Source organism: Bradyrhizobium sp. AZCC 2230 (assembly GCF_036924495.1).
Taxonomy (GTDB): Bacteria; Pseudomonadota; Alphaproteobacteria; order Rhizobiales; family Xanthobacteraceae; genus Bradyrhizobium; species Bradyrhizobium rifense.
Window position 1 is genome coordinate 8,605,133 of sequence record NZ_JAZHRS010000001.1, and the last position, 22,133, is coordinate 8,627,265.

22 protein-coding genes are annotated in these 22,133 nt (G+C 63.6%); 17 read left to right on the forward strand and 5 right to left on the reverse strand.

The window, feature by feature from the left end:
• Positions 1–8: 8 nt before the first annotated feature.
• The 3 genes from V1280_RS40980 to V1280_RS40990 all read right to left on the reverse strand — a co-directional run bounded on the left by V1280_RS40980 (position 9) and on the right by V1280_RS40990 (position 3,679).
• On the reverse strand, positions 9–968 hold the full coding sequence (locus V1280_RS40980) for an ABC transporter permease (protein WP_334536427.1): 960 nt from the start codon (positions 966–968) through the stop codon (positions 9–11).
• 1 nt (position 969) lies between these two features.
• On the reverse strand, positions 970–1,950 hold the full coding sequence (locus tag V1280_RS40985) for an ABC transporter permease (protein ID WP_334536428.1): 981 nt from the start codon (positions 1,948–1,950) through the stop codon (positions 970–972).
• A 130-nt stretch (positions 1,951–2,080) separates the two neighbouring features.
• Complete coding sequence (locus V1280_RS40990) at positions 2,081–3,679, reverse strand: ABC transporter substrate-binding protein (protein WP_334536429.1); 1,599 nt, start codon at positions 3,677–3,679, stop codon at positions 2,081–2,083.
• Between the two features lie 376 nt (positions 3,680–4,055).
• On the opposite strand from V1280_RS40990, the gene V1280_RS40995 reads away from it, so the two are divergent.
• From V1280_RS40995 to V1280_RS41020, 6 genes are read left to right on the forward strand one after another with little or no spacing between them, the layout of a single operon-like run.
• A complete protein-coding gene (locus tag V1280_RS40995; protein WP_334536430.1) occupies positions 4,056–4,313 on the forward strand; it encodes a DUF6489 family protein in 258 nt (85 codons plus the stop codon).
• Positions 4,313–5,113, forward strand: a complete 801-nt coding sequence (locus tag V1280_RS41000; protein WP_334536432.1) for an esterase/lipase family protein — start codon at positions 4,313–4,315, stop codon at positions 5,111–5,113. Before V1280_RS40995 ends, V1280_RS41000 begins: the two co-directional genes overlap by 1 nt.
• Before the next feature lie 47 nt (positions 5,114–5,160).
• Positions 5,161–6,711: a WS/DGAT/MGAT family O-acyltransferase gene (locus V1280_RS41005; RefSeq protein ID WP_334536433.1), complete on the forward strand. Its 1,551-nt coding sequence runs from the start codon at positions 5,161–5,163 to the stop codon at positions 6,709–6,711.
• Between the two features lie 22 nt (positions 6,712–6,733).
• Positions 6,734–7,729, forward strand: coding sequence for an alpha/beta fold hydrolase (locus tag V1280_RS41010; RefSeq protein ID WP_334536434.1), 996 nt, complete (start codon positions 6,734–6,736; stop codon positions 7,727–7,729).
• A 31-nt stretch (positions 7,730–7,760) separates the two neighbouring features.
• Entirely contained in the window at positions 7,761–10,997 is a 3,237-nt protein-coding gene (locus V1280_RS41015) for a bifunctional cytochrome P450/NADPH--P450 reductase (RefSeq protein ID WP_334536435.1), read from the forward strand.
• Positions 10,998–11,027: 30 nt separating this feature from the next.
• Positions 11,028–11,702: a spermidine synthase gene (locus V1280_RS41020; protein ID WP_334536436.1), complete on the forward strand. Its 675-nt coding sequence runs from the start codon at positions 11,028–11,030 to the stop codon at positions 11,700–11,702.
• Here the strand turns inward: V1280_RS41020 and V1280_RS41025 are convergent.
• Entirely contained in the window at positions 11,699–12,163 is a 465-nt protein-coding gene (locus tag V1280_RS41025; protein WP_334536437.1) for a nuclear transport factor 2 family protein, read from the reverse strand. The genes V1280_RS41020 and V1280_RS41025 overlap by 4 nt on opposite strands.
• 128 nt (positions 12,164–12,291) lie before the next feature.
• A complete protein-coding gene (locus V1280_RS41030) occupies positions 12,292–13,206 on the reverse strand; it encodes an alpha/beta fold hydrolase (protein WP_334536438.1) in 915 nt (304 codons plus the stop codon).
• A 179-nt stretch (positions 13,207–13,385) separates the two neighbouring features.
• Between V1280_RS41030 and V1280_RS41035 the strand changes: the two genes are divergently transcribed.
• The 11 genes from V1280_RS41035 (at position 13,386) to paaD (ending at position 22,133) form a co-directional block, all read left to right on the forward strand.
• Positions 13,386–13,766: a hypothetical protein gene (locus tag V1280_RS41035; protein WP_334538549.1), complete on the forward strand. Its 381-nt coding sequence runs from the start codon at positions 13,386–13,388 to the stop codon at positions 13,764–13,766.
• On the forward strand, positions 13,763–14,845 hold the full coding sequence (locus tag V1280_RS41040) for an alpha/beta fold hydrolase (protein ID WP_334536439.1): 1,083 nt from the start codon (positions 13,763–13,765) through the stop codon (positions 14,843–14,845). The genes V1280_RS41035 and V1280_RS41040 overlap by 4 nt, the downstream gene beginning before the upstream one ends.
• Positions 14,842–15,435 (forward strand): GNAT family N-acetyltransferase, encoded by a 594-nt coding sequence (locus V1280_RS41045; RefSeq protein WP_334536440.1) that lies wholly within the window; start codon positions 14,842–14,844, stop codon positions 15,433–15,435. The genes V1280_RS41040 and V1280_RS41045 overlap by 4 nt, the downstream gene beginning before the upstream one ends.
• Positions 15,436–15,699: 264 nt before the next feature.
• Positions 15,700–16,155: a phasin gene (locus V1280_RS41050; RefSeq protein WP_334536441.1), complete on the forward strand. Its 456-nt coding sequence runs from the start codon at positions 15,700–15,702 to the stop codon at positions 16,153–16,155.
• 112 nt (positions 16,156–16,267) lie between these two features.
• On the forward strand, positions 16,268–17,554 hold the full coding sequence (locus V1280_RS41055) for a DUF445 domain-containing protein (protein WP_334536442.1): 1,287 nt from the start codon (positions 16,268–16,270) through the stop codon (positions 17,552–17,554).
• 202 nt (positions 17,555–17,756) lie between these two features.
• A complete protein-coding gene (locus V1280_RS41060) occupies positions 17,757–18,527 on the forward strand; it encodes an esterase/lipase family protein (RefSeq protein ID WP_334536444.1) in 771 nt (256 codons plus the stop codon).
• A 99-nt stretch (positions 18,528–18,626) separates the two neighbouring features.
• Positions 18,627–19,493, forward strand: coding sequence for a phenylacetic acid degradation operon negative regulatory protein PaaX (gene paaX / locus V1280_RS41065; protein ID WP_334536446.1), 867 nt, complete (start codon positions 18,627–18,629; stop codon positions 19,491–19,493).
• Positions 19,494–19,569: 76 nt separating this feature from the next.
• Positions 19,570–20,562: a 1,2-phenylacetyl-CoA epoxidase subunit PaaA gene (gene paaA / locus V1280_RS41070; RefSeq protein ID WP_334536448.1), complete on the forward strand. Its 993-nt coding sequence runs from the start codon at positions 19,570–19,572 to the stop codon at positions 20,560–20,562.
• A 10-nt stretch (positions 20,563–20,572) separates the two neighbouring features.
• Positions 20,573–20,860, forward strand: coding sequence for a 1,2-phenylacetyl-CoA epoxidase subunit PaaB (gene paaB, locus V1280_RS41075; RefSeq protein ID WP_008136594.1), 288 nt, complete (start codon positions 20,573–20,575; stop codon positions 20,858–20,860).
• A complete protein-coding gene (gene paaC / locus V1280_RS41080; protein ID WP_334536451.1) occupies positions 20,860–21,636 on the forward strand; it encodes a 1,2-phenylacetyl-CoA epoxidase subunit PaaC in 777 nt (258 codons plus the stop codon). The genes paaB and paaC overlap by 1 nt, the downstream gene beginning before the upstream one ends.
• Positions 21,630–22,133, forward strand: a complete 504-nt coding sequence (paaD, locus tag V1280_RS41085) for a 1,2-phenylacetyl-CoA epoxidase subunit PaaD (RefSeq protein ID WP_334536453.1) — start codon at positions 21,630–21,632, stop codon at positions 22,131–22,133. Before paaC ends, paaD begins: the two co-directional genes overlap by 7 nt.

Here is a 22,133-nt window from a genome sequence, read left to right on the forward strand (position 1 = left end):
CTGCATACTCATCGGAGTTTCGGGTTGAGCGCGTCGCGCAGCCAGTCGCCGAGCAGGTTGATCGACAGGATCAGGGCCGCGAGCGCGATTCCGGGGAATGCGACGATCCACCATTCGCCGGCGAACAGATAGCCGTTGCCGATGCGGATCAGCGTGCCGAGCGAGGGCATGGTCTCAGGCATGCCCGAGCCGAGGAACGACAGCGTCGCCTCGGTGATAATGGCGAGCGCGAGGTTGATGGTGGCGATCACGAGGATCGGCCCCATTGTGTTCGGCAGCACGTGGCGCAGCATGATCACGGGGGCTGGCAGGCCGATCAATTGCGCGGCTGCGACATAATCCTTGTTCTTCTCGACCAGCACCGAGCCACGCACCGTGCGCGCGTACTGCACCCAGAAACTCAGCCCGATGGCGAAGACCAGGACCGCCAGCATGCTCATCTCGTCGAGCTTGTTGCCAAACACCGATTTGGCGATGCCGTTGATCAGGAGCGCGATCAGGATGGCCGGAAAGGAAAGCTGCACGTCGGCGATGCGCATGATCAGTCCGTCGACGGCGCCGCCGAAATAGCCGGCCGTCAGCCCGAGCAGGATGCCGAGCGCGCCGGACAAGACCACGCCGAGTACGCCGACGAGAAGCGAGATGCGCAGACCGTAAAGGATCGCTGACAGCACGTCGCGGCCCTGCTCGTCGGTGCCGAGCAGGAACGGGCTCTGACCGTCGGCGGTCCAGAGCGGCGAGATGCGCGAGTTCATCAGCTGGAGCTGCGCCGGGTCGAACGGATTTTGCACCGACAACACCGAGGCGAAGATCGCGATCAGGAAGAACAGCAACGTCACACCGGCTGCGATCATGGTGATCCTGGAGCGGCGGAACGAATAGAACAGGTCGCTGTCGAGCGAACGCCTGAACCAGCCAGGTGGGGTCGCGCGCTTCTCGGTGCTGTGCGGAACGACGGCCTCGCTCATGTCAGTGCGCCCGGCTGACCGTCGAGCGCAGCCGCGGATCGACGATGGTGTAGAGGATATCAACCACGAGATTGATGGTGACGAAGATCAGGGACACCATCATCAGGTAGGCCGCCATGATCGGGATATCGACGTTCTGAACGGCCTGCACGAACAGGAGCCCCATGCCCGGCCACTGGAACACGGTCTCGGTGATGATTGCGAAAGCAATCACCGAGCCAAATTGCAAGCCCGCCACGGTGATGACGGGAACCAGCGTGTTGCGCAGCGCGTGACCGAAATGGATCGCACGCGTGGTCAGCCCACGGGCGCGGGCGAAGCGGATGTAGTCGGTCCGCATCACCTCGAGCATCTCCGCGCGGACGAGCCGCATGATCAGCGTCATCTGGAACAGGCCGAGGGTGATCGAGGGCATGATCAACGCCTTCAACCCTGACCAAGTCAGGAGTCCGGTCGTCCACCAGCCGATATGCACGACATCGCCCCGCCCGAACGAGGGCAGCCAGCCGAGTGTCACCGAGAACAGGTAGATCATGAGGATGCCGATCAGGAAGGTCGGCAGCGAAATGCCGATCAGCGAGACGGCCTGGAACACATGCGCGAGCCAGCTGTCACGGCGAAGCGCCGAATAGACCCCCATTAGGATGCCACTGACCATTGCGAAGATAGTGGCGCAGATCGCGAGCTCCAGCGTCGCGGGCATCCGTTCCATCAGCAGATTGCTGACCGGCAGTCGAAACTGGTAGGACACGCCGAACTTGAACTGCGCAGCATTGCCGACGTAGCGGCCGAACTGCACGATCACGGGATCGTCGAGGCCGAGCGATTTGCGGATCGCGGCGCGTTCGGCGCCCGACGTATCCATCCCGACCATCTGGTTCACGGGATCGCCGGCAAAGCGGAACATCGAGAACGAGATGATCCCGACGGCGATCATGACACCGACGGCCTGGATGGCCCGGCGCAGTGTGAAAGCGAGCATCTGTTCCTTTCACATCTCTTCAGCAGCACGCATCATCGCGTTAGCCTGAAACGGCAAATCCTTAAACAGCAAGTCCCGGAAGCCAGATCTTGAAAGCGATGGCTTCCGGGACTTCACAACTTGTCGACACTTACTCGTCCTGCTTGGTCGCCCAGTAGAGCATGACCATGTTGTCCGCACGCTGGGTCAGCTTCACCTTCTTCGACACGCCCCAGGCGAGCGCCTGCTGGTGCAGCGGGACATAGGCCCAGTCCTTGATCGAGACCTCGAAAGCCTGCTTGATCAGGAGATCGCGCTTGGTCGCATCGGATTCCACGAGAACTTTGTCCGCGAGCTCGTCGAACTGCTTGTTGCAATAGCCGGCGAGATTGGCTTCGCCGCGGTTGGGATCCTTGGGATCCTCCCGGCAGCCCATGATGTCGTGCAGCACGTTCTGGGAATCGAGCGTATCCGGGGTCCAGCCCAGCATGAACAGCGAGGTTTTGTAGCCGCCGGGCTTCAGCACCTTGGCGAAATACTGGGCCTTCGGCTGCGCCAGCAGGTCTACCTTGATGTTGATGCGGGCGAGCATGCCGACGATCGCCTGGCAGATCGCGGCGTCATTGACGTAGCGATCGTTCGGGCAGTCCATCGTTACCTCGAAACCGTCGGCATAGCCGGCGTCTGCCAGAAGCTTCTTGGCGGCGTCGGGATCGAACTTCGGCCGGGTGAAGTCCTTCGAGGCAAAGATCTCTGGTGCGACCATCAATGCGGACGGCGTGGAGAGGCCGCGCATGACGCGATTCTTGATCAGGTCGACGTCGATCGCCCGGTAGACGGCTTCGCGGACGCGAACGTCCTTGAACGGGTTCTTGCCCTTGATGTTGGAATACAGGAGCTCGTCGCGCGCCTGATCCATGCCAACGAAGATGGTGCGGAGCTCAGGTCCCGTCAGCGCAGTGGCGTTGGGGCTCGCTTTGACGCGCTCGATGTCCTGGACCGGAACCGGTTCGATCACGTCCACCTCGCCCGACAACAGCGCTGCGACACGCGTAGCCGGGTTTGCAATCGGCGTGAAGATGATCTCCTTCAGATTATGTTCCGGCTTGCGCCACCAGTCCGGATTGGCCTTGAAGACGGTCTTCACGCCCGGCTGGTGGCTCTCGATCGTGAAGGGGCCAGTGCCGTTTTCATGGAGCGAGGCGTAGCTAGGGGTCGTGGCGGCGGCCGGTGTCGGCGCCACCGCATCGTTCGCCTCTGCCCATTTCTTGTCCATGATGTACCAGGTCGCCCACAGCGCCGTCAGGATGGGATTGGGCGAGGTCAGGATAAAATCGACGGTGTAATCGTCGATCTTGACGGCCTTGGCATCGGCGGGAACGCGGCTCTGGAAATTCGAGCCTTTCGCCCGCACGCGCTCGGCCGAGAACACCACGTCGTCAGCGGTGAAGGGGTCGCCATTGTGGAATTTCACGCCCTTGCGCAGGTGAAAGCGCCAGCGTGTCGGCTCCGGCGTCTCCCAGCTTTCGGCGAGCGCCGGGATGATCTTCAGGTCCTTGCCGCGGGCGACCAGGCCCTCATAGACGTGGCCGAGATGTGCACTGGTGGTCGACTCGTTCAGCGTGTAGGGGTCGAGCGATTTCAGCTCACCCTGGTTGGCGTAGCGCAGCGTCTGGCTCGACGCCGGCGAGACCGCCAACGCAAGCGCACCGGCGAGCGTCGCCGCAAACAAACTTCGTCCGACTGACATTCTTGACCCTCTCCACTCGCCCGCACCGTGATTTTTGATTGTTCGGCGGGGTTGATCGATCCATGTTGCCCAGAGTTCTCGACCCGTGCAAGCGCCATTCCAGCAAGGAACGCGCCAAGTTGCACCGCTTTGCAGCAATGCTGACCAACAATTTAGGGGTGATAGGCATATGGGCGACATTGGACTTTCGGCCAGCCCGGTCCCGAGAATGAGGGCGGAAACGGTCCCGCCGGCGCCCATTCGCGCCGACAATTTGATTGACCATATCCGCCAATTGCGGAAGCCCGTGTCCGGCCCCAGGTCTCAGGTCGCTTGCGTCGCCCACCATGTCGCGGCGATACTGTCTGACGTCGCTCGAATCTCATCCGGAGGGGACATGAAAGTTAATATCGAAATCGACTGCACCCCCCTCGAGGCCCGCCAGTTCTTCGGGTTGCCCGACGTGTCGCCGATGCAGACGGCGGTGATGGACAAGCTGCAGCAGCAGGTCCTGAGCAACATCGACAAGGTCTCGCCGGAATCGCTGGTCCAGAGCTGGTTCACCTTCGATCCCAAGATCGCGGAACGGTTTCAGGACATGTTCGTGACCATGGCCGGTCTCGGTAGCCCGCGCAGCGGCGACAAGAAGAAATAATGCCGGCCACGCGCGACGGGGTGCCAGGCTCGGGCCGGCTTCGTCCGCCGGCCCTTGGCCTGCTGCTCGCGGAGGCGCGCAGCCTGTTCGAATTCAACGCCAGCGTCCTGCTGTCGCCGCTGCTGATGCGCGCACCAAGGGGCGACGGCCATCCGGTGCTGGCGCTTCCGGGCTTTCTCGCCAGTGATCTGTCGATGGCGCCGATGCGGCGCTATCTCGGCGAACTCGGTTATGAAGCGCATGCCTGGCGGATAGGCCGCAATCTCGGCGGATTGGCGCGGATGCGGGAAGCCCTGCGCAGTCGGCTCAGCGAAATCCACGCTGCAAGCGGACGCAAGGTCAGCCTGGTCGGATGGAGCCTCGGCGGCGTCTATGCCAGGGATCTCGCACTCCAGGTGCCCGATATGGTCCGCTCTGTGATCACGCTCGGCAGCCCGTTTGCCAATGATGTGCGGGCCACCAACGCGACGGCGCTCTATGAGGCGTTGTCCGGCGAGCGGGTCGAGGATTTCGCGGAAGCGCGCGCAGCGATCGCCGGCGATCTTCCGGTGCCGGCGACGTCGATCTATTCGCGCACAGACGGCGTCGTGAATTGGCGGACTTGCCTGCTACACCCCTCCGACCGGGCCGAGAATATCGAGGTGCATTTCGCAAGCCATATTGGGCTCGGGGTGAACCCGGCCGCGTTGTGGGCCGTGGCGGATCGCCTGGCTCAACCGGAGGGGGAGTTCTGGCCATTTGACCGGGCCGGGCCGTTTGCCATTGCATATGCCCCGCCAGAACGGGCAATATCGACCTGACGAGAAGCGCTACCCAAGGCGCCCGTCAAATTCTACGGGAGGGAACTATGGCTGACGGTAAGAAGCTGTCGTCGCTTGACGCGTCTTTTCTTTATCTGGAAACGCCGGAAATGCCGATGCACGTCGGCAGCATGGCGATCTTTCGCCTGCCTGACGACTACAAGGGTGACTTCTTCGAAGACTTCAAGGCGATGATCGTCTCGCGGTTGCACATCGCGCCGATCCTCAAGGCGCGCCTGGAGAAGGCGCCGCTCGACATCGATCATCCGACCTGGGTCGAGGACGACCAGTTCGACATCGACCGTCACATCTTCCGCGCCAGCCTGCCGGCGCCGCGCGATCGGGCCACGCTCGAGCGCATCGTCGGCTGGATGCATGCCAAGCTCCTGAACCGCGCTCGCCCGCTCTGGGAGTTCTACGTGTTCGAGGGCATGAAGGACAACGAGGTCGGGCTCTATTCCAAGATGCACCATGCCGCCGTCGACGGCGGTGCCGGTGCGGCCCTGACCAACATGATCTACGACATCTCGCCGATCCCGCGAAAGGTCGAGCCGCCGACGGGCGGATCAAGGCCGGGACAGGAGCCGCGCGATATCGCGGCGAACCTGCTCGATTCCTATCAGCAGCTCTTCACCCAGCCGCTCGATGCCTCGGCGGCCGCGAAGAACCTGCAACTGCCGCGCACCGGCAAGAGCGACATCGGCTCGATCCTGTTCGACAATGCGATGTACCAGATCGAGAGCGCAGTGCGCTTCGCCGGCAATATCCCGACCATGGTCAAGAGCGTCTCCGACGTGCTCGGCAAGATTTCCGATCCGAAGTCGCGCGAGAGCCTTGCCAGCATGGTGTCGCCGCCGACCATGCTCAACAAGTCGATTTCGTCGGAGCGCAGCTTTGCCGGCGTGTCGATCTCGTTGTCGCGCTCCAAGGCGCTGGCCAAGCAGGCCGGCGGAAAGCTCAACGACGTGGTGCTGGCGCTCGCCTCCGGCGTGGTCCGCCGCTACCTCCAGCAATACGGCACGCTACCGGCGAAGTCGCTGACCGCCGCCGTGCCGATCTCGCTGCGCGAGGAGGGCAACACCGAGGCCAACAACCAGGTGTTCGGCATGATCTGCTCGATCGCGACCAACATCGATGATCCCAAGGCGCGGTTAGAGGCCATCATCGCGCAGTCGGCCAAGTCCAAGGAGATGTCGCATCCGTTGCGGGCCTTGATGCCGCAGGTCTCCAACATCTCGATGCTGGGGGCGCCGATCATCGTCCAGATCATGGCATTGCTGTACAGCCGCTCCGACCTCTCGGACGTGCTGCCGCCGGCGGCGAACATCACGGTGTCCAACGTGCCGGGCCCGCGGCAGACGCTCTACGCCGCAGGTGCCGAACTGCTGCACATCTTCCCGGTGTCGATCTCGACTCACGGGCAGGCTCTAAACATCACCGTGCAGAGCTACCGCGACCAGCTCGATTTCGGCTTCATCGTCGGCGCCAACATCATTCCGCATGTGCAGGTGATGTGCGACATGCTGCCGGAGGAGTTTGCCGCGCTCGAAGCGGCCTATGCGCCACCCGCGGCCGACATCAAGGGCGCGGCGGAATAGGAAGTTTGTCAGGATTTTTGCAATGATCGAAATGCCGCCGCTCAAGTTCGTGCAGACGAACGGAATCCGCATGGGCTATTACGAGGCGGGCCCAGTCACCGACAAGCCGCCGGTGGTGCTGTGCCATGGCTGGCCCGAACTCGCCTTCTCCTGGCGCCACCAGATCAAGGCGCTGAGCGAGGCCGGCATTCGCGTGATCGCCCCGGACCAGCGCGGCTATGGCGCGACCGACCGGCCCGAGCCGCTCGAGGCCTATGACATGGAGCATTTGACCGGCGATCTCGTCGGGCTGTTGGATCATCTGAACATCGACAAGGCGATCTTCGTCGGTCACGACTGGGGTGGCTTCGTCGTCTGGCAAATGCCGTTGCGGCACCCCGCGCGCGTTGCCGGCGTCGTCGGTGTCAACACGCCGCATTGGGACCGCGCGCCGGTCGATCCGATCGAGCTGTTCCGCAAGCGGTTCGGCGATCAGATGTACATCGTGCAGTTCCAGGATCCGGCACGCGAGCCGGACAGGATTTTTGGCAGCCGCGTCGAAGAGACCTTCGATGCCTTCATGCGCAAGCCGGTCGCGCGCCCTCCGGGTGCGCCGGAGGAACAGCCGATTGCCGGCATTGGTGCCTCGCCACGGATCAATCTGGCGTTTCCGCAGATGATCGCGAATTACGACGCCAGGCATGATCCGCGCACGCCGATCCTGTCGGCCGACGAGAAGAAAGTGTTCGTCGACACGTTCACGAAGACCGGCTTCACCGGCGGCATCAACTGGTATCGCAATTTCACCCGCAATTGGGAGCGGTCGCAGGGGCTCGATCACCATATCAGCGTGCCGTCGCTGATGATCATGGCCGAGAACGACGCGGTACTGCCGCCGTCGGCGGCCGACGGCATGGAGACGCTGGTGGCGGATCTCGAGAAGCATCTGGTGAAGGACAGCGGCCATTGGACGCAGCAGGAGAAGCCGGAAGAGGTCAGCGCCAAGCTGATCGAATGGCGTAGAAGGCGGTTTGGCTAGCTCGTCGTTGCGAGCAGGGGGAAGCGTAGCAATGTCATCGAAGAACCGTCTGGATCCGATTCCGCAGCCGCCGACCAAGCCAGTGGTCGGCAACATGCTGTCGCTGGATTCGGCCGCACCCGTGCAGAACCTGACGCGGCTTGCCAAGGAGCTCGGTCCGATCTTCTGGCTCGACATGATGGGCTCGCCGATCGTCGTCGTCTCCGGCCACGATCTCGTTGACGAGCTTTCCGACGAGAAACGCTTCGACAAGGCCGTGCGCGGCGCGTTGCGGCGTGTGCGCGCGGTCGGCGGCGACGGCCTGTTCACCGCGGATACCAAGGAGCCGAACTGGAGCAAGGCGCACAACATCCTGCTGCAGCCGTTCGGCAACCGTGCCATGCAGTCCTACCACCCGAGCATGGTCGATATCGCCGAGCAGCTCGTCCACAAATGGGAGCGGCTCAACGCCGACGAGGAGATCGACGTCGTCCACGACATGACGGCGCTGACGCTGGACACGATCGGCCTGTGCGGCTTCGACTACCGTTTCAACTCGTTCTACCGGCGCGATTACCATCCCTTCGTCGAGTCGCTGGTGCGCTCGCTCGAAACCATCATGATGACCCGCGGCCTGCCGTTCGAGCAGCTCTGGATGCAGAAGCGGCGCAAGACGATGGGTGAAGACGTCGACTTCATGAACAGGATGGTCGACGAGATCATCGCCGAGCGCCGCAAGGGCGCGGATGCCGTCGACGATAAGAAGGACATGCTGGCTGCGATGATGACCGGCGTCGACCGCTCCACCGGCGAGCAGCTCGATGACGTCAACATCCGCTACCAGATCAATACCTTCCTGATCGCGGGGCACGAGACCACCAGCGGCCTGCTCTCCTACACGCTTTATGCGCTCCTGAAGCACCCGGATATTCTCAAGAAGGCCTATGACGAGGTCGATCGCGTCTTCGGCCCCGATGTCAACGCCAAGCCGACCTATCAGCAGGTGACGCAGCTCACCTACATCACGCAGATCCTGAAGGAGGCGTTGCGGCTGTGGCCGCCTGCGCCGGCCTATGGCATCTCGCCGCTCAAGGACGAGACCATCGGCGGCGGCAAGTACAAGCTCAGGAAAGGAACCTTCACCACGATCCTGGTGACGGCGCTGCATCGCGACCCCTCTGTCTGGGGGCCCAATCCCGACGCGTTCGATCCAGAGAATTTCAGCAAGGAAGCCGAAGCCAAACGGCCGATCAATGCCTGGAAGCCGTTCGGCAACGGCCAGCGCGCGTGTATCGGCCGCGGGTTCGCCATGCACGAGGCCGCGCTCGCGCTCGGCATGATCCTCCAGCGCTTCAGGCTGATCGACCATCAGCGTTATCAGATGCACTTGAAGGAAACGCTGACGATGAAGCCGGAAGGCTTCAAGATCAAAGTGCGGCTACGTGCGGATCGCGAGCGCGGTGCTTATGGCGGTCCGGTCGCGGCGGCGGCTTCGGCACCGATGGCACCGCGTCAGCCGACGGCGCGGCTCGACCACAACACGCCGATGCTGGTGCTCTACGGCTCCAATCTCGGCACGGCCGAGGAGCTTGCGACGCGCATGGCCGACCTCGCGGAGATCAACGGCTTTGCCGTGCATCTGGGGCCGCTCGACGACTACGTCGGCAATCTGCCGCAGGACGGCGGCGTGCTGATCATCTGCGCCTCCTACAATGGGGCGCCGCCTGACAATGCGACGCAGTTTGTCAAATGGCTCGGCGACGACTTGCCGAAAGACGCCTTCGCCAATGTCCGCTACGCCGTATTCGGTTGCGGCAACAGCGATTGGGCGGCGACCTATCAATCGGTGCCGCGCTTCATCGACGAGCAATTGTCGAAGCACGGCGCACGTGCGGTCTATCCGCGCGGCGAGGGCGATGCGCGCAGCGATCTCGACAGCCAGTTCCAGAAATGGTTCCCGGCCGCGGCCCAGGTCGCGACCAAGGAATTCGGCATCGATTGGAATTTCACCCGCACCGCGGAGGACGATCCGCTCTACGCGATCGAGCCAGTCGCAGTGACCGCCGTCAACACCATCGTTGCCCAGGGTGGCGCGGTCGTGATGAAGGTGCTGGTCAATGACGAGCTCCAGAACAAGTCCGGCGCCGATCCGTCCGAACGCTCGACGCGTCATATCGAGGTGCAGCTACCATCCAACGTCACCTACCGGGTCGGCGACCATTTGAGCGTGGTTCCACGCAACGACCCGACGCTGGTGGATTCGGTGGCCCGCCGGTTCGGCTTCCTGCCGGCCGACCAGATCAGGCTTCAGGTCGCCGAAGGTCGTCGCGCGCAATTGCCGGTCGGCGATGCCGTGTCGGTCGGCCGCCTGCTCAGCGAGTTCGTCGAGCTGCAGCAGGTGGCGACGCGGAAGCAGATCCAGATCATGGCCGAGCACACCCGCTGCTCCGTGACCAAGCCGAAGCTGCTGGCCTACGTCGGCGAGGAGGCCGAACCGCTCGAGCGCTACCGCAGCGAGATTTTGGCCAGGCGCAAATCCGTGTTCGACCTGCTGCTGGAGTATCCGGCCTGCGAATTGCCGTTCCACGTCTATCTGGAAATGCTCTCGCTGCTGGCGCCGCGCTATTACTCGATCTCGTCCTCGCCTTCGGTCGATCCAACGCGCTGTAGCGCCACGGTCGGCGTGGTCGAAGGGCCGGCTGCATCCGGGCGCGGCACCTACAAGGGCATCTGCTCGAACTATCTCGCCAACCGCCGCACAGGCGACACGGTTTACGCGACGGTGCGCGAGACCAAGGCCGGCTTCCGGCTGCCGGATGATCCATCCGTGCCGATCATCATGATCGGCCCGGGCACGGGACTGGCGCCGTTCCGCGGCTTCCTTCAGGAGCGCGCCGCGCGCAAGGCCAAGGGTGCTGCCCTTGGGCCGGCCATGCTGTTCTTCGGCTGTCGCCATCCCGACCAGGATTTTCTCTACGCGGATGAGCTGAAGGGGCTGGCAGCGAGCGGCATCACCGAGCTCTTCACCGCGTTCTCGCGCGCGGACGGACCGAAGACCTATGTGCAGCAGGTGCTTGCCGCGCAGAAGGACAAGGTCTGGCCGCTGATCGAGCAGGGCGCGATCATCTATGTCTGCGGCGACGGCAGCAAGATGGAGCCCGACGTGAAGGCGGCTCTGGTCGCGATCCACCGCGAAAAGAGCAGCGGCGATGCGGCTGCCAGTGCGCGCTGGATCGAGGAGATGGGCGCGAAGAACCGCTATGTGCTGGACGTTTGGGCGGGAGGGTGACCGCCGGCCCAATCGTGTTAAACGTCAGGCATGATTCCCTGGGAAAAGATCGACACCGCCAAAATCCCCGGCTCCGACGAGGAGCTCCGCCTGATGCGGCGGGGCAAGGAGTTTTCGATCAAGCTCGGCACCAACGAGCTGATGAACAACCGCCTGTCGGGCTCCGAAGCCGCGCTTGCGACGCTTGCGGCGAAGAGAATCGAGACGGTCGCAAAGCCGGTCGTCCTCATCGGCGGCCTCGGCATGGGTTTTACCCTGCGTGCGGCGCTCACCGTGCTCGGAGCCAAGGCGAAGATCGTGGTCTCCGAGCTCGTGCCGGCGGTCGTTGCCTGGGCGCGAGGTCCGATGGCGGAGGTCTTCGGTGACAGTCTCGATGATGCGAGGGTGAGCATCCGGCAGACCGACGTCGGCGAAATCATCCGGGCGAAGAGCTCGGCCTTCGACGCCATTCTCCTCGACGTCGACAACGGGCCCGAAGGGCTGACAAGAAAGGGCAACGACGCGCTCTACAGCGCAAGCGGGCTGAGAGCGGCGAAGACGGCGCTGCGGCCAGGTGGCGTGCTCGGCGTCTGGTCGTCGGGACCCAACCCCGCCTTCACCAAGCGTCTCGGCAGTGCCGGTCTCGACGTCAACGAGGTCAACGTGCGCGCCACCGGCAGGGGCGGCGGCGCACGCCACGTGATCTGGATCGCGGAGAAGAGCTAGAACATCGTGTTGCTGTTCGCCGGATTCTCCGGGATCGGCTGCACCACGTCCCAGTGCTCGACGATCTTGCCGTTCTCGAGCTTGAAGATGTCGACAATCGCGTTGCCTTTGGTGCCGGGTTCGCGGACCGCGTGAACGTGGAGAATGACGTAGTCGCCGTCCACGAAAGAACTCTTGATCTCGCTGTGCGAGTTCGGGAACTTTTCACGCAGGAAGCCGATGAACTTTCGGAAGCCTTCCGGACCATCGGCAGCGTTCGGATTGTGTTGGGTATAGCGGTCGCCGACATAGGCGAGGGCCGCGTCGACGTCCTTCTGATTGAGACCTTTCTCGTAGAAGGCCAGCACCGCTTTGCGATTGGCTTCCTCTTGTGTGCTGCCGGCCATCGCGGCGCCGCCGGCGAAGGACAGCGTGAGAATTGAAGCGGCCACCATTGCGGCCGACCGGACGATGAGATGCATGTGAGCTCCGAGAGGCCGCAGCCCCTGTCTTGCGATTGAGGGAGGCCTGTATAGCCGTCGCGCCGGCACTCGTTAAGAGAGTAACCGGCAGCTCACATGGTCACCGCAAGGAGACCGAGGGCGTCGGTCTACGCCGCTTTCGCCGCCGCGCCGCGCGCGTGCTTGGCGATGGCGTCGATGATCTGCGGCCAGAATCGTGCGGGCAGTGCGTGGCCCATGCCTTCGATCATCAGCAGCTTTGCACCGGGGACCGAGGCCGCTGTGTCCTTGCCGCCCTCGGGACGGACCAGCGGATCGACCGTGCCGTGAATCACGAGCGTCGGCGTCTTGACGCCATGCAGCCGCTCCTTGCGGCTGCCGGAGGCTAGCACGGCGCGGAGCTGCCGGCCGACGCCGGCCGGATTGAGCCCGCGGGCGAAGACGCGTTCGGCGCGGCCGGGATCGAGCGCTTCCTCCTCCGGAAAGGAGCCGGCGCGCAAGACCTTCCAGGTCTCGCCGAAGCGGGTGATGAACTCTTCCTTGCTGCGCGGCGGCGGCGCCATCAGCATGGCGGCAGCCTCCCGCGTCGGCGGCGGCACGCGTGGATTGCCGGTGGTCGACATGATCGAGGTCAGCGAGCGCACGCGCTGCGGAAACGACAGCGTCACCTCCTGCGCGATCATGCCGCCCATGGACGCCCCGACCAGATGCGCCGACTTGATGCCGAGCGCGTCCATCAGACTCACCGTGTCCTTGGCCATGTCGATCAGCTTGTAGGTTGCGGCCACGGGAATCCTGAGGAAGCGAAGCTTGAGCAGCTCAAGCGGCGTCAGCCGCTTGCCGCCGGCGAGATGGCTCGACTTGCCGATGTCGCGATTGTCGAAACGGATCACGCGAAAGCCTCGCGCAGCGAGCTGCTCGCAGAACCCATCGTCCCAATGGATCATCTGCGCCCCGAGCCCCATGATCAGCAGCAGCGGCTCGGCATTGTCATTGCCGAAAATCTCGTAGCAGATGTCGATGCCGTTGGCGCGGAGGGTCTGGGGCGGCTGATGGGCGTTCACAGGCGTGTTCCCTTAACTTTGGCCAATTTGGCTTTTGATCAATGCTGTATCGCACGGTTTCCCGCGGCAAAGAAGCCGTGTGCGCGGCGCCCCGCCGCTTGCCGGTTGACCGGCACCGCGCAACGGTGTGGTATGGCGGGAAAAGAAGGGCACAAGCCCTCCACATTGGGAGGACGCTGATGACCGATAAGATCACCGATCCGGTCGCCTTGTGGCAGAAGATGGTCGGCGACATGGAGAAGGGTTTCAACTCCTTCGCCACCAAGGCGATGGAGACGCCGGAATTCTCGCAAGCCATGAACCGCGCCGGCGGCGTTGCTGCAGGTGCTCAGAAGCAGTTCGGCGATCTCATGGAGAAGTACCTGCTCTCGATGAACCTGCCGAGCCGCGAGCAGATGACCGGCATCGCCGAGCGGCTGCAAGCCATGGAAGGCCAGATCGGCGAGATCAAGTCGATGCTGAGCCAGATGGCGGCTAATTCGGGCGAGACCCGAATGGGTGTCGCAGCGCGACCGCCGCGCACCAAACGTCCGCCATCCGAAGGCGGAGAGCAAAAATGAACGCGCCGACGGGACTTGATTTCGCAGCGATCCCGGAGCGTATCCAGTCCGAGGTGCAGCGCGCGATCCAGCGCAGCATCAAGGGCGTCGAATATTTCTCGACCTCCGGTCCCACACTCGGGTCGACGCCGAAGGATGTGCTGCATGCGCGCGGCACGATGAGCCTCTATCATTATCGGCCGATGTCGGACGAGATCTACCGCGTGCCGGTGCTCGTCGTCATGGCGACGACCAATCGCGGCTACATCCTCGATCTCGTGCCGGGCCAGAGTTTTATCGAGTTCCTGCTCAAGCGCGGCTACGACGTCTACATGCTCGACTGGAGCGCCCCCCGGCCGGAGGAGAAGAGCCTGCGGATGGAGGACTATGTCCTCGACTTCATCCCGGATTGCGTTCGCCGCGTGCAGGCCGATTCCGGTGAACAGGATGTCTCAGTCATTGGCTATTGCTTCGGCGGAGTGCTGTCGCTGCTCTACGGCTCGATCTTCCCGGACGGGCCGATGAAGAATTTGATCTGCTTCACCACGCCGATCGACTTCCGCGAGATGAAGCTGTTCTCGAATTTCTCAGACCGCCGCTATTTCGATGTCGACCGCCTCGTCGACGGCGTCGGCAATGTGCCGCCGGAGATGATCCTGTCGTCGTTCGAGATGCTGCGTCCGGCCTCGCGCACGGTGAGCCAGATCCAGCTCTGGGAAAACATCTGGAACGACGATTTCGTCAAGTCCTACCGGATGTTCGACCGCTGGGCGACCGATACGCTGCCGCTGGCGGGCGAGTATTTCCGCACCATCACCAAAGACCTGATGTGGGACAACAAGCTCTACAACGACACCATGTCGGTCGGCGGGCGGCCAGCGAAGCTCGAGAATATCAAGGTGCCATTCCTGCACGCAGTCGCCGAGCACGATCACATCGTGCCGTATGAGGCCGCAAAACATCTGATCGCGAAGATCGGCTCCGCAGACAAGGAGGAAGTGATGCTGAAAGGCGGTCACGTCTCTCTCGTCGCCGGCGCCAACGCGGTGAAGCGGTTGTGGCCGAAACTCGATTCCTGGCTGGGGACAAGATCGACATGAGTGAGCAGCGTTCCTATCCGCGTCATGTCAAGACCGAGGCCGGCGATATCGAGATCCGCCTGATGTCGCCTGCAGACGAAGCCGCAGTGCTGGCCTTCGGCAAGGGCTTGCCGACCCATGACTTGCTGTTCCTGCCGCGCAACATCAGCGAACCGAAGGTGCTGTCGGCCTGGGTCAAGGAGATCGAGCGCGGTGCCATTCAGAGCCTGCTCGCGGTGAAGGACGGCAAGGTCGTCGGTTGCGGCACGCTGGTGCGCGACCCGCACTCCTGGTCACCCCATGTCGGCGAGATCCGCATGGTGGTATCGCACGACGTGCGCGGGAAGGGGGTGGGGAAGGCGCTGTCGCAGGAGACCTTTGCGCTCGCGCTCGGCGCGGGGCTGGAAAAGCTCTCCGTCCAGATGACGGTCGACCAGCAGGCGGCGATCGCGTTGTTCGAGAGCCTCGGCTTCAAGGCAGAGGCCCTGCTGCGCGACCATGTCCGGGATGTCGGCGGCAAGACCCACGACATCGTCGTGCTTGGCCACAACATCGCACAGGTCCAGGCCCAGATGGAAGCCTACGGGCTGCCAGGCGCCGTCCAGCACTAGGAGTGCCGTCCAGCACTAGGAGCGCCGTCCAGCACTGAGACGGCCATTCGGCAACCCCAAAACTGGAAATCAACCCCATGCACAGTATGCGGCGGGCCAGGAAGGCAGCAGATTGCCTGCTCTTTCGGCTGTTCACGATTTAGTGATATCGCAGTGCAATACGAATGTTGCATCGCACCATTAACTATGCCATATAAGCCCTGCCCCGGGCCAAACGGACGGGGTGAGCCCATAGCTCAACCCAATGAGGATGGAGAGACCCCAATGACCACCGAAACCAACACCGCTTTCGAAGGCTTCAAGGACGCGTTCAAGAACATCCAGAATCTGGAAGTTCCCGAGGCGGCCCGTGAGTTCGTCAAGAAGACTGCCAACACTGCCAAGGACCGTGCTGCCGAGGCCTTCGCTGGCTCCGAGCGCGTGACCGCCGCCGTCGAGAACGCGGTGACCGAATCCGTCGCTGAGGCCGGCAAGATCAGCCGCAACATCCAGCAGGCGATCTATGAAGACGCCGAGGCGTTCTTCTCGGGCATCGACAAGCTCGCGTCCGCCAAGTCGTTCAGCGAAGCCGTCGAGATCCAGTCGGGCCTGCTCCGCGCCCGCGGCGAAGCGTTCGTCTCGCGCGCCAAGGCGACCACCGACTATCTCGGCAAGCTCGCCGCCAACGGTGCGAAGTCCGCTCAGGACAACTTTGCCAAGGTCTACACCAAGACCGCCTGATTTGGCGCCCTGAGTCCAAATTGAAATTTGAGGCCCGCTTCGGCGGGCCTTTTGTTGTGTGCCGCCGTCGTTGCTTCGCTTCGTTAGCAATGACGAGTAGGGTGATACAGTGATGACTCCACCCGCCACCTTTTCCTTCGACACTCCCGGCGATGCCGAACGCGCGGCCGAGCTGCGCCGCGTGAAAGCGCTAGCGACGCTGGTGCTGGCCTCGACGCTTCTGTTGTTCATCGTCGCGAAGTGGCTGTTGCCCGTGCATCCCGTGTTCGGCTTCATCGCCGCCTTCGCAGAGGCCGCAACCATCGGCGGGCTCGCCGACTGGTATGCCGTGGTCGCGCTGTTCAAGCGGCCGCTCGGTCTGCCGATCCCGCACACGGCCATTATCCAGAGCAACCAGGCCCGCATCGCCGACAAGCTCGGCGAGTTCATCCAGGTGCATTTCCTCGAGGCCGGCCCGGTCGAAGCCAAGCTGCAGGAGATCGATTTCGGCTCCTTCGTTGCCGACTGGCTGCGCGACCGCAAGCGCAGCGATGACCTTGCGCGCTTTGCGCTGCGCCTGCTACCGGAGGCGTTCTCGGCGACGGAAAGCTCCGGCCTGATGACCTTCATCATCCGCCGCATGTCCTCGCAGCTCCAGGCGATCGATCTTGCGCCGCTCGCCGCCGGCACGCTGCGCGGCTTCGTGGCGGAGGGACGGCACCAGATCCTGTTCGACGATCTCCTGCGCGTAATGCACGAGACGCTGAACCAGAAAGAGACGATGGCGATGATCCGCGAGAAGGTGCGCGCGGAATTGCCGACCCTGCTCAAGCTCTACCGAGCCGACAAGTTTCTGGTGAACAAGATCGTGTCGTCGGCAACCGCCTTCTTCAATGAAGTGCGCAGCGATCCCAAGCACCCGTTCCGCGGCGAGTTCGACCGCATGGTGCTGAGCTTCGTCGACCGGCTCGGCACCGATCAGGCCTATATCGACCGTATCGACGGATTGAAGCGCGATCTGTTGGCGCGTCCCGAGCTTGCCGATCTCGCCCGCACCGTCTGGGCCAACACGCGCTCCTTCATCGAGCGCAGCGCGTCCGGCGAGACCCAGGTGCTCCAGCATCATCTCGCCGGCATGTTCGTTTCGGCGGGCGATGCGCTCGCCGGCGATGCCGAGCTGCGTGGCGAGATCAACAAGGGCCTGGTGACGGTGCTGCGCAGCTTCGTTGCCGACCAGAAGAGCGGCGTCTCGACTTTCATCTCCGACCAGGTCAAGGCCTGGGACATGGCGCAGCTGATTTCGCTGATCGAAATCAACATCGGGCGCGACCTGCAATACATCCGCTTCAACGGCTCGCTGATCGGTGGCCTCGCCGGTCTTGCGCTCTACTCCGTAGAATTCCTGCTCCGATGGTTGTGACTTTTGCGTCACGCCCGTTAGCATTAACGCGCGGGCCTATTGTGGCGCAGTGCTGCACCGGGTTGAATGTCGGGAACCGGCCGCCTAGCTGATTCATGTTGCGCTGCGGAACGTTCAAGAAGCCGGCGTATTGGAATTCATGCCCATTGCCGGCATCGCGGCCGGCGGGCTTTCCAGGAATTCTTGCCAAGGGGACTCATTGATGACCGCTACTGCCCAGACGCTGCGTCCGCCGTCCCGTACTCTGATGTTTTTGGAAGGACGCGCGATCCACGAGTTCGGCGCATTCCTCGGCGCGCTGCCGCTGCTAAGCCTCGCGCCGCGCGGCGACGGGCATCCGGTGCTGGTGCTGCCGGGCCTGGTGGCCTCCGATGAGTCCACGCGCGCGCTGCGCACCTTTCTGAGCAGCAAGGGCTATGCGGTGAGCGGCTGGCGCCAGGGCCGCAATTACGGCCTGCGCGAGGGCGTGCAGCATGCGATGGTCGATCTGGTTGAGGAGCTCAGCGACAAGCATGGTCGCAAGATCAGCCTGGTCGGCTGGAGCCTGGGCGGTCTCTACGCGCGCCAGCTCGCCAAGATGATGCCCGAGCGCGTGCGCCAGGTGATCACGCTCGGCAGCCCCTTTGCCGGCGATCCCCGGTCGACCAATGCCTGGCGCGTCTATGAATGGGCGAGCGGGCGGAAGTCCGACGAGGTCGATCCGCGCTTCGGCGGCGAGCTCGCCGTGACGCCGCCGGTGCCGACCACTGCCATCTTCAGCCGCACCGATGGCGTCTGCGCCTGGCAGGGCTGCATGGAGAAGACGGGTGTGCAGACCGAAAGCATCGAGATCGACAGCAGCCATTGCGGCATGGGTCATCATCCCGCTGCAGTCTATGCGGTGGCCGACCGCCTCGCGCAGAAGGAAGGCCAGTGGCGGCCGTTCGACCGCAGCGGCTGGCGCAGCCTGGCGTATCCCGATCCGCATCGGTAGCGCTCTTTTTCACCTCGCCCCGCTTGCGGGGAGAGGGCGAAATAAAAGCGTCGCTCCCGTCCATTGTCGCACCCGCACCAAACGCGCTATGCCTCGCGCATGGCGCATCCGCTGTCCCGCATCATCGACCAGCTCAAGCGTGAGCCGTCACGCACCGGCTCCATCGTCATCACCATGTTCGGCGATGCCATCGTGCCGCGCGGCGGTTCGGTGTGGCTCGGCACGCTGCTGGCGTTCTTCGAGAGCCTGGACATCGATGCCGGCGTCGTGCGCACTGCGATGTCGCGCCTCGCTGCCGATGGCTGGCTGACGCGCGAAAAGGTCGGCCGCAACAGCTTTTATCGTCTTGCCGAGAAGGGCCGCGAAACGTTCGAGGCGGCGACGCGCCACATCTACGATCCGCCACCGTCGGACTGGACCGGCCGCTTCGAGCTGCTGCTGATCGGCAACGGCGAGGACCGCGACGCCTCGCGCGAAGCCTTGCGCAATGCCGGCTTCGGCAGCCCGCTGCCGGGCGTCTGGGTCGCTCCGTCAGGTGTTCCGGTGCCGGAGGAAGCTGCGGGCGCCATCCGGCTCGAAGTCTCGGCCGAGGATGACAGCGGGCGTCGCCTGCTCAGCGCGAGCTGGCCGCTTGAGCGCACCGCCGACGCTTATCTGAAGTTCATGAAGACGTTCGAGCCACTCCGTACCGCGCTTGTGCGCGGCACGGACTTGTCCGCGGCCGACGCCTTCACCGCGCGCATCCTCCTGATCCACTACTACCGCCGCGTTGTGCTGCGCGATCCGCGGCTGCCCGAGAGCCTGCTGCCGGCGGACTGGCCGGGCAGGGCTGCCCGCGAACTCTGCGCCGAAATCTATCGCGCACTGCTGGCCCCGTCCGAACAATGGCTTGACGGCCATGGAACCAATGAGAAGGGGCTGCTGCCGCCGGCGCGGAAGCAGCTGGAGCGGAGGTTCAGCGCCTGATTTTTATGTTACAGAAATATCTTGCATGAACTAATTTCTGATATATATTGCCTCCCAATCAATCGGGAGGATGCGCATGTACACCCAAGCGCTGAACACGGCCGAGGCGGATGACCGCCACCTCGAGGATGCGGCACAGGCCGCGCATTTCCAGGCCCGCATCGATGCCGAAGAGCGCATCGAGCCGAACGACTGGATGCCGGCGGCCTATCGCAAGACGCTCACCCGCCAGATCTCCCAGCACGCTCATTCTGAAATCGTCGGCATGCTGCCCGAAGGTAACTGGATCACGCGTGCGCCGACCTTGCGCCGCAAGGCCGCGCTGCTCGCCAAGGTGCAGGACGAGTGCGGTCACGGGCTCTACCTCTATGCCGCGGCCGAGACGCTCGGCACCTCACGCGAAGAGCTGGTCGACGCCATGCTCGCAGGCAAGGCCAAATATTCCTCGATCTTCAACTATCCGACGCTGACCTGGGCCGACATCGGCACCATCGGCTGGCTGGTCGATGGCGCCGCCATCATGAACCAGATTCCGCTGTGCCGCTGCTCCTACGGTCCCTATGCGCGCGCGATGATCCGCGTCTGCAAGGAAGAGTCGTTCCACCAGCGCCAGGGCTACGAGATCATGCTGACGCTGTGCGGCGGGTCTGACGAGCAGAAGGCGATGGCGCAGGACGCGCTGAACAGGTGGTGGTGGCCGGTGCTGATGATGTTCGGCCCGCCCGATGCCACCAGCCAGCACAGCGACGTCTCGACCAAGTGGAAGATCAAGCGCTTCTCCAATGACGAACTGCGCCAGAAGTTCGTCGATGCCACCGTGCCGCAGGCCCAATATCTCGGCCTCACCATCCCCGATCCCGGCATGACTCAGGACGCAGAGGGGCACTGGCGCTACAGCGAAATCGACTGGACCGAATTCAAGCAGGTGCTCGCCGGCAACGGTCCCTGCAACCGCGATCGCGTCGCTGCGCGCCGCAAAGCGCATGACGACGGCGCCTGGGTGCGTGAGGCGGCAGCCGCCTACGCGGCGAAGCGCGCACATCGCCAGACCGCACAAGCCGCCGAGTAGGGAGATTATTATGGCCACGCCGAACACGCCGCTGTGGGAAGTCTTCATTCGCAGCCGCAACGGGCTCGCGCACAAGCATGTCGGCTCGCTGCATGCGAGCGATGCCACCATGGCACTGCAAGCCGCCCGTGACATCTACACCCGCCGCGGCGAGGGCCTGTCGATCTGGGTCGTGCCGTCGACCGCGATCACCGCAAGCGATCCCGCCGAGAAGGGCATGATGTTCGAGCCGGCGGAATCGAAGATCTACCGGCACCCGACGTTTTATGAGGTGCCGGAAGAAGTGGGGCACATGTGATGCCCGCCGCCAACATCCAGGTCTCCGAGACGCCGCTGGTGCTCTACGCGCTGCGTCGCGCCGACGATGCGCTGATCCTCGGCCACCGGCTGTCGGAATGGTGTGGGCACGCGCCGATGATGGAAGAGGACATGGCACTCTCCAACATCGCACTCGACCTCATTGGCCAGGCGCGCGAACTCTATACCTACGCCGCCAAGACCGAAGACAAGGACAACGACGAGGACAAGCTCGCTTATCTGCGCGACATCAGGCAGTACCGCAATCTGCTGCTGGTCGAGCAACCCAATGGTGACTTCGCCCAGACCCTGGTGCGGCAGTTCTTCTATTCCGCCTTCGCCGATCTCTATTGGCGCGCGATGATGACCTCGCGCGACGCGACGCTCGCGGCGATCGCCGCGAAGTCGGAGAAGGAGAGCGCCTATCATCTGCGCCATGCCTCGGAATGGATCATCCGGCTCGGCGACGGCACGGACGAGAGCCATCAACGGGCGCAGGCCGCGATCGATCACCTCTGGGCCTTCACCGGGGAGATGTTCGCCGTCGATGAAGGCGAGCGTGCTCTGATCCATGCCGGTATCGCCGTGGATCCCGGAACCTTGCGCGGCCGCTGGCTGACGACGCTCTCCAATGTCGCCAGTGAAGCAACGCTCACGCTGCCGCAGAACGACTGGATGCAGCAGGGTGGCCGTTCGGGCCGCCACAGCGAGCATCTCGGCCATCTCCTGTCCGAACTGCAATCGATGCAGCGCACATTTCCGGGGCAGACATGGTGACGGTGCTGGAGTCCGATAGCGAGCTGCGCCAGCGCGCCTGGGATGCCGCGGCAAGCGTTGTCGATCCGGAAATTCCGGTGCTGACCATCGCCGATCTCGGTGTGCTCCGTGACGTCGTTCTCGACGGCGACCACGTCGAGGTCGCGATCACGCCGACTTATTCAGGCTGTCCGGCCATGAACATGATCGCGCTCGAAATCGAGGTCGCGCTGGAGCGCGCAGGCTTCCGCGAGCCAAAAGTGCGCACCGTGCTGTCGCCCGCCTGGACCACGGATTGGATGAGCGAAGAGGGGCGCCGGAAGCTGCACGCCTACGGCATCGCGCCACCGCAGGCCTCGCAGTCGCGTCGCGCGCTGTTCGGCGAGCAGGCCGTCACGTGTCCGCAGTGCGGCTCAGGGAATACGGAAGTCTTGTCCGAATTCGGCTCGACCTCCTGCAAAGCGCTTTGGCGCTGCAAGTCCTGCCGCGAACCCTTTGATTATTTCAAGTGTCATTGA

What these genes read in the sequence shown, in the direction of transcription:
- V1280_RS41010 (WP_334536434.1), top strand. Translation starts at nt 6,734, where the DNA reads ATGATCGAAATGCCGCCGCTCAAGTTCGTGCAGACGAACGGAATCCGC.
- V1280_RS41025 (WP_334536437.1), bottom strand. Translation starts at nt 12,163, where the DNA reads ATGCATCTCATCGTCCGGTCGGCCGCAATGGTGGCCGCTTCAATTCTC.
- V1280_RS41035 (WP_334538549.1), top strand. Translation starts at nt 13,386, where the DNA reads ATGACCGATAAGATCACCGATCCGGTCGCCTTGTGGCAGAAGATGGTC.
- V1280_RS41045 (WP_334536440.1), top strand. Translation starts at nt 14,842, where the DNA reads ATGAGTGAGCAGCGTTCCTATCCGCGTCATGTCAAGACCGAGGCCGGC.
- V1280_RS41060 (WP_334536444.1), top strand. Translation starts at nt 17,757, where the DNA reads ATGACCGCTACTGCCCAGACGCTGCGTCCGCCGTCCCGTACTCTGATG.
- V1280_RS40985 (WP_334536428.1), bottom strand. Translation starts at nt 1,950, where the DNA reads ATGCTCGCTTTCACACTGCGCCGGGCCATCCAGGCCGTCGGTGTCATG.
- V1280_RS41050 (WP_334536441.1), top strand. Translation starts at nt 15,700, where the DNA reads ATGACCACCGAAACCAACACCGCTTTCGAAGGCTTCAAGGACGCGTTC.
- V1280_RS40995 (WP_334536430.1), top strand. Translation starts at nt 4,056, where the DNA reads ATGAAAGTTAATATCGAAATCGACTGCACCCCCCTCGAGGCCCGCCAG.
- paaD (WP_334536453.1), top strand. Translation starts at nt 21,630, where the DNA reads ATGGTGACGGTGCTGGAGTCCGATAGCGAGCTGCGCCAGCGCGCCTGG.
- V1280_RS41055 (WP_334536442.1), top strand. Translation starts at nt 16,268, where the DNA reads ATGACTCCACCCGCCACCTTTTCCTTCGACACTCCCGGCGATGCCGAA.
- V1280_RS40990 (WP_334536429.1), bottom strand. Translation starts at nt 3,679, where the DNA reads ATGTCAGTCGGACGAAGTTTGTTTGCGGCGACGCTCGCCGGTGCGCTT.
- V1280_RS41040 (WP_334536439.1), top strand. Translation starts at nt 13,763, where the DNA reads ATGAACGCGCCGACGGGACTTGATTTCGCAGCGATCCCGGAGCGTATC.
- V1280_RS41005 (WP_334536433.1), top strand. Translation starts at nt 5,161, where the DNA reads ATGGCTGACGGTAAGAAGCTGTCGTCGCTTGACGCGTCTTTTCTTTAT.
- paaX (WP_334536446.1), top strand. Translation starts at nt 18,627, where the DNA reads ATGGCGCATCCGCTGTCCCGCATCATCGACCAGCTCAAGCGTGAGCCG.
- V1280_RS41000 (WP_334536432.1), top strand. Translation starts at nt 4,313, where the DNA reads ATGCCGGCCACGCGCGACGGGGTGCCAGGCTCGGGCCGGCTTCGTCCG.
- V1280_RS41020 (WP_334536436.1), top strand. Translation starts at nt 11,028, where the DNA reads ATGATTCCCTGGGAAAAGATCGACACCGCCAAAATCCCCGGCTCCGAC.
- V1280_RS40980 (WP_334536427.1), bottom strand. Translation starts at nt 968, where the DNA reads ATGAGCGAGGCCGTCGTTCCGCACAGCACCGAGAAGCGCGCGACCCCA.
- paaA (WP_334536448.1), top strand. Translation starts at nt 19,570, where the DNA reads ATGTACACCCAAGCGCTGAACACGGCCGAGGCGGATGACCGCCACCTC.
- paaC (WP_334536451.1), top strand. Translation starts at nt 20,860, where the DNA reads ATGCCCGCCGCCAACATCCAGGTCTCCGAGACGCCGCTGGTGCTCTAC.
- paaB (WP_008136594.1), top strand. Translation starts at nt 20,573, where the DNA reads ATGGCCACGCCGAACACGCCGCTGTGGGAAGTCTTCATTCGCAGCCGC.
- V1280_RS41015 (WP_334536435.1), top strand. Translation starts at nt 7,761, where the DNA reads ATGTCATCGAAGAACCGTCTGGATCCGATTCCGCAGCCGCCGACCAAG.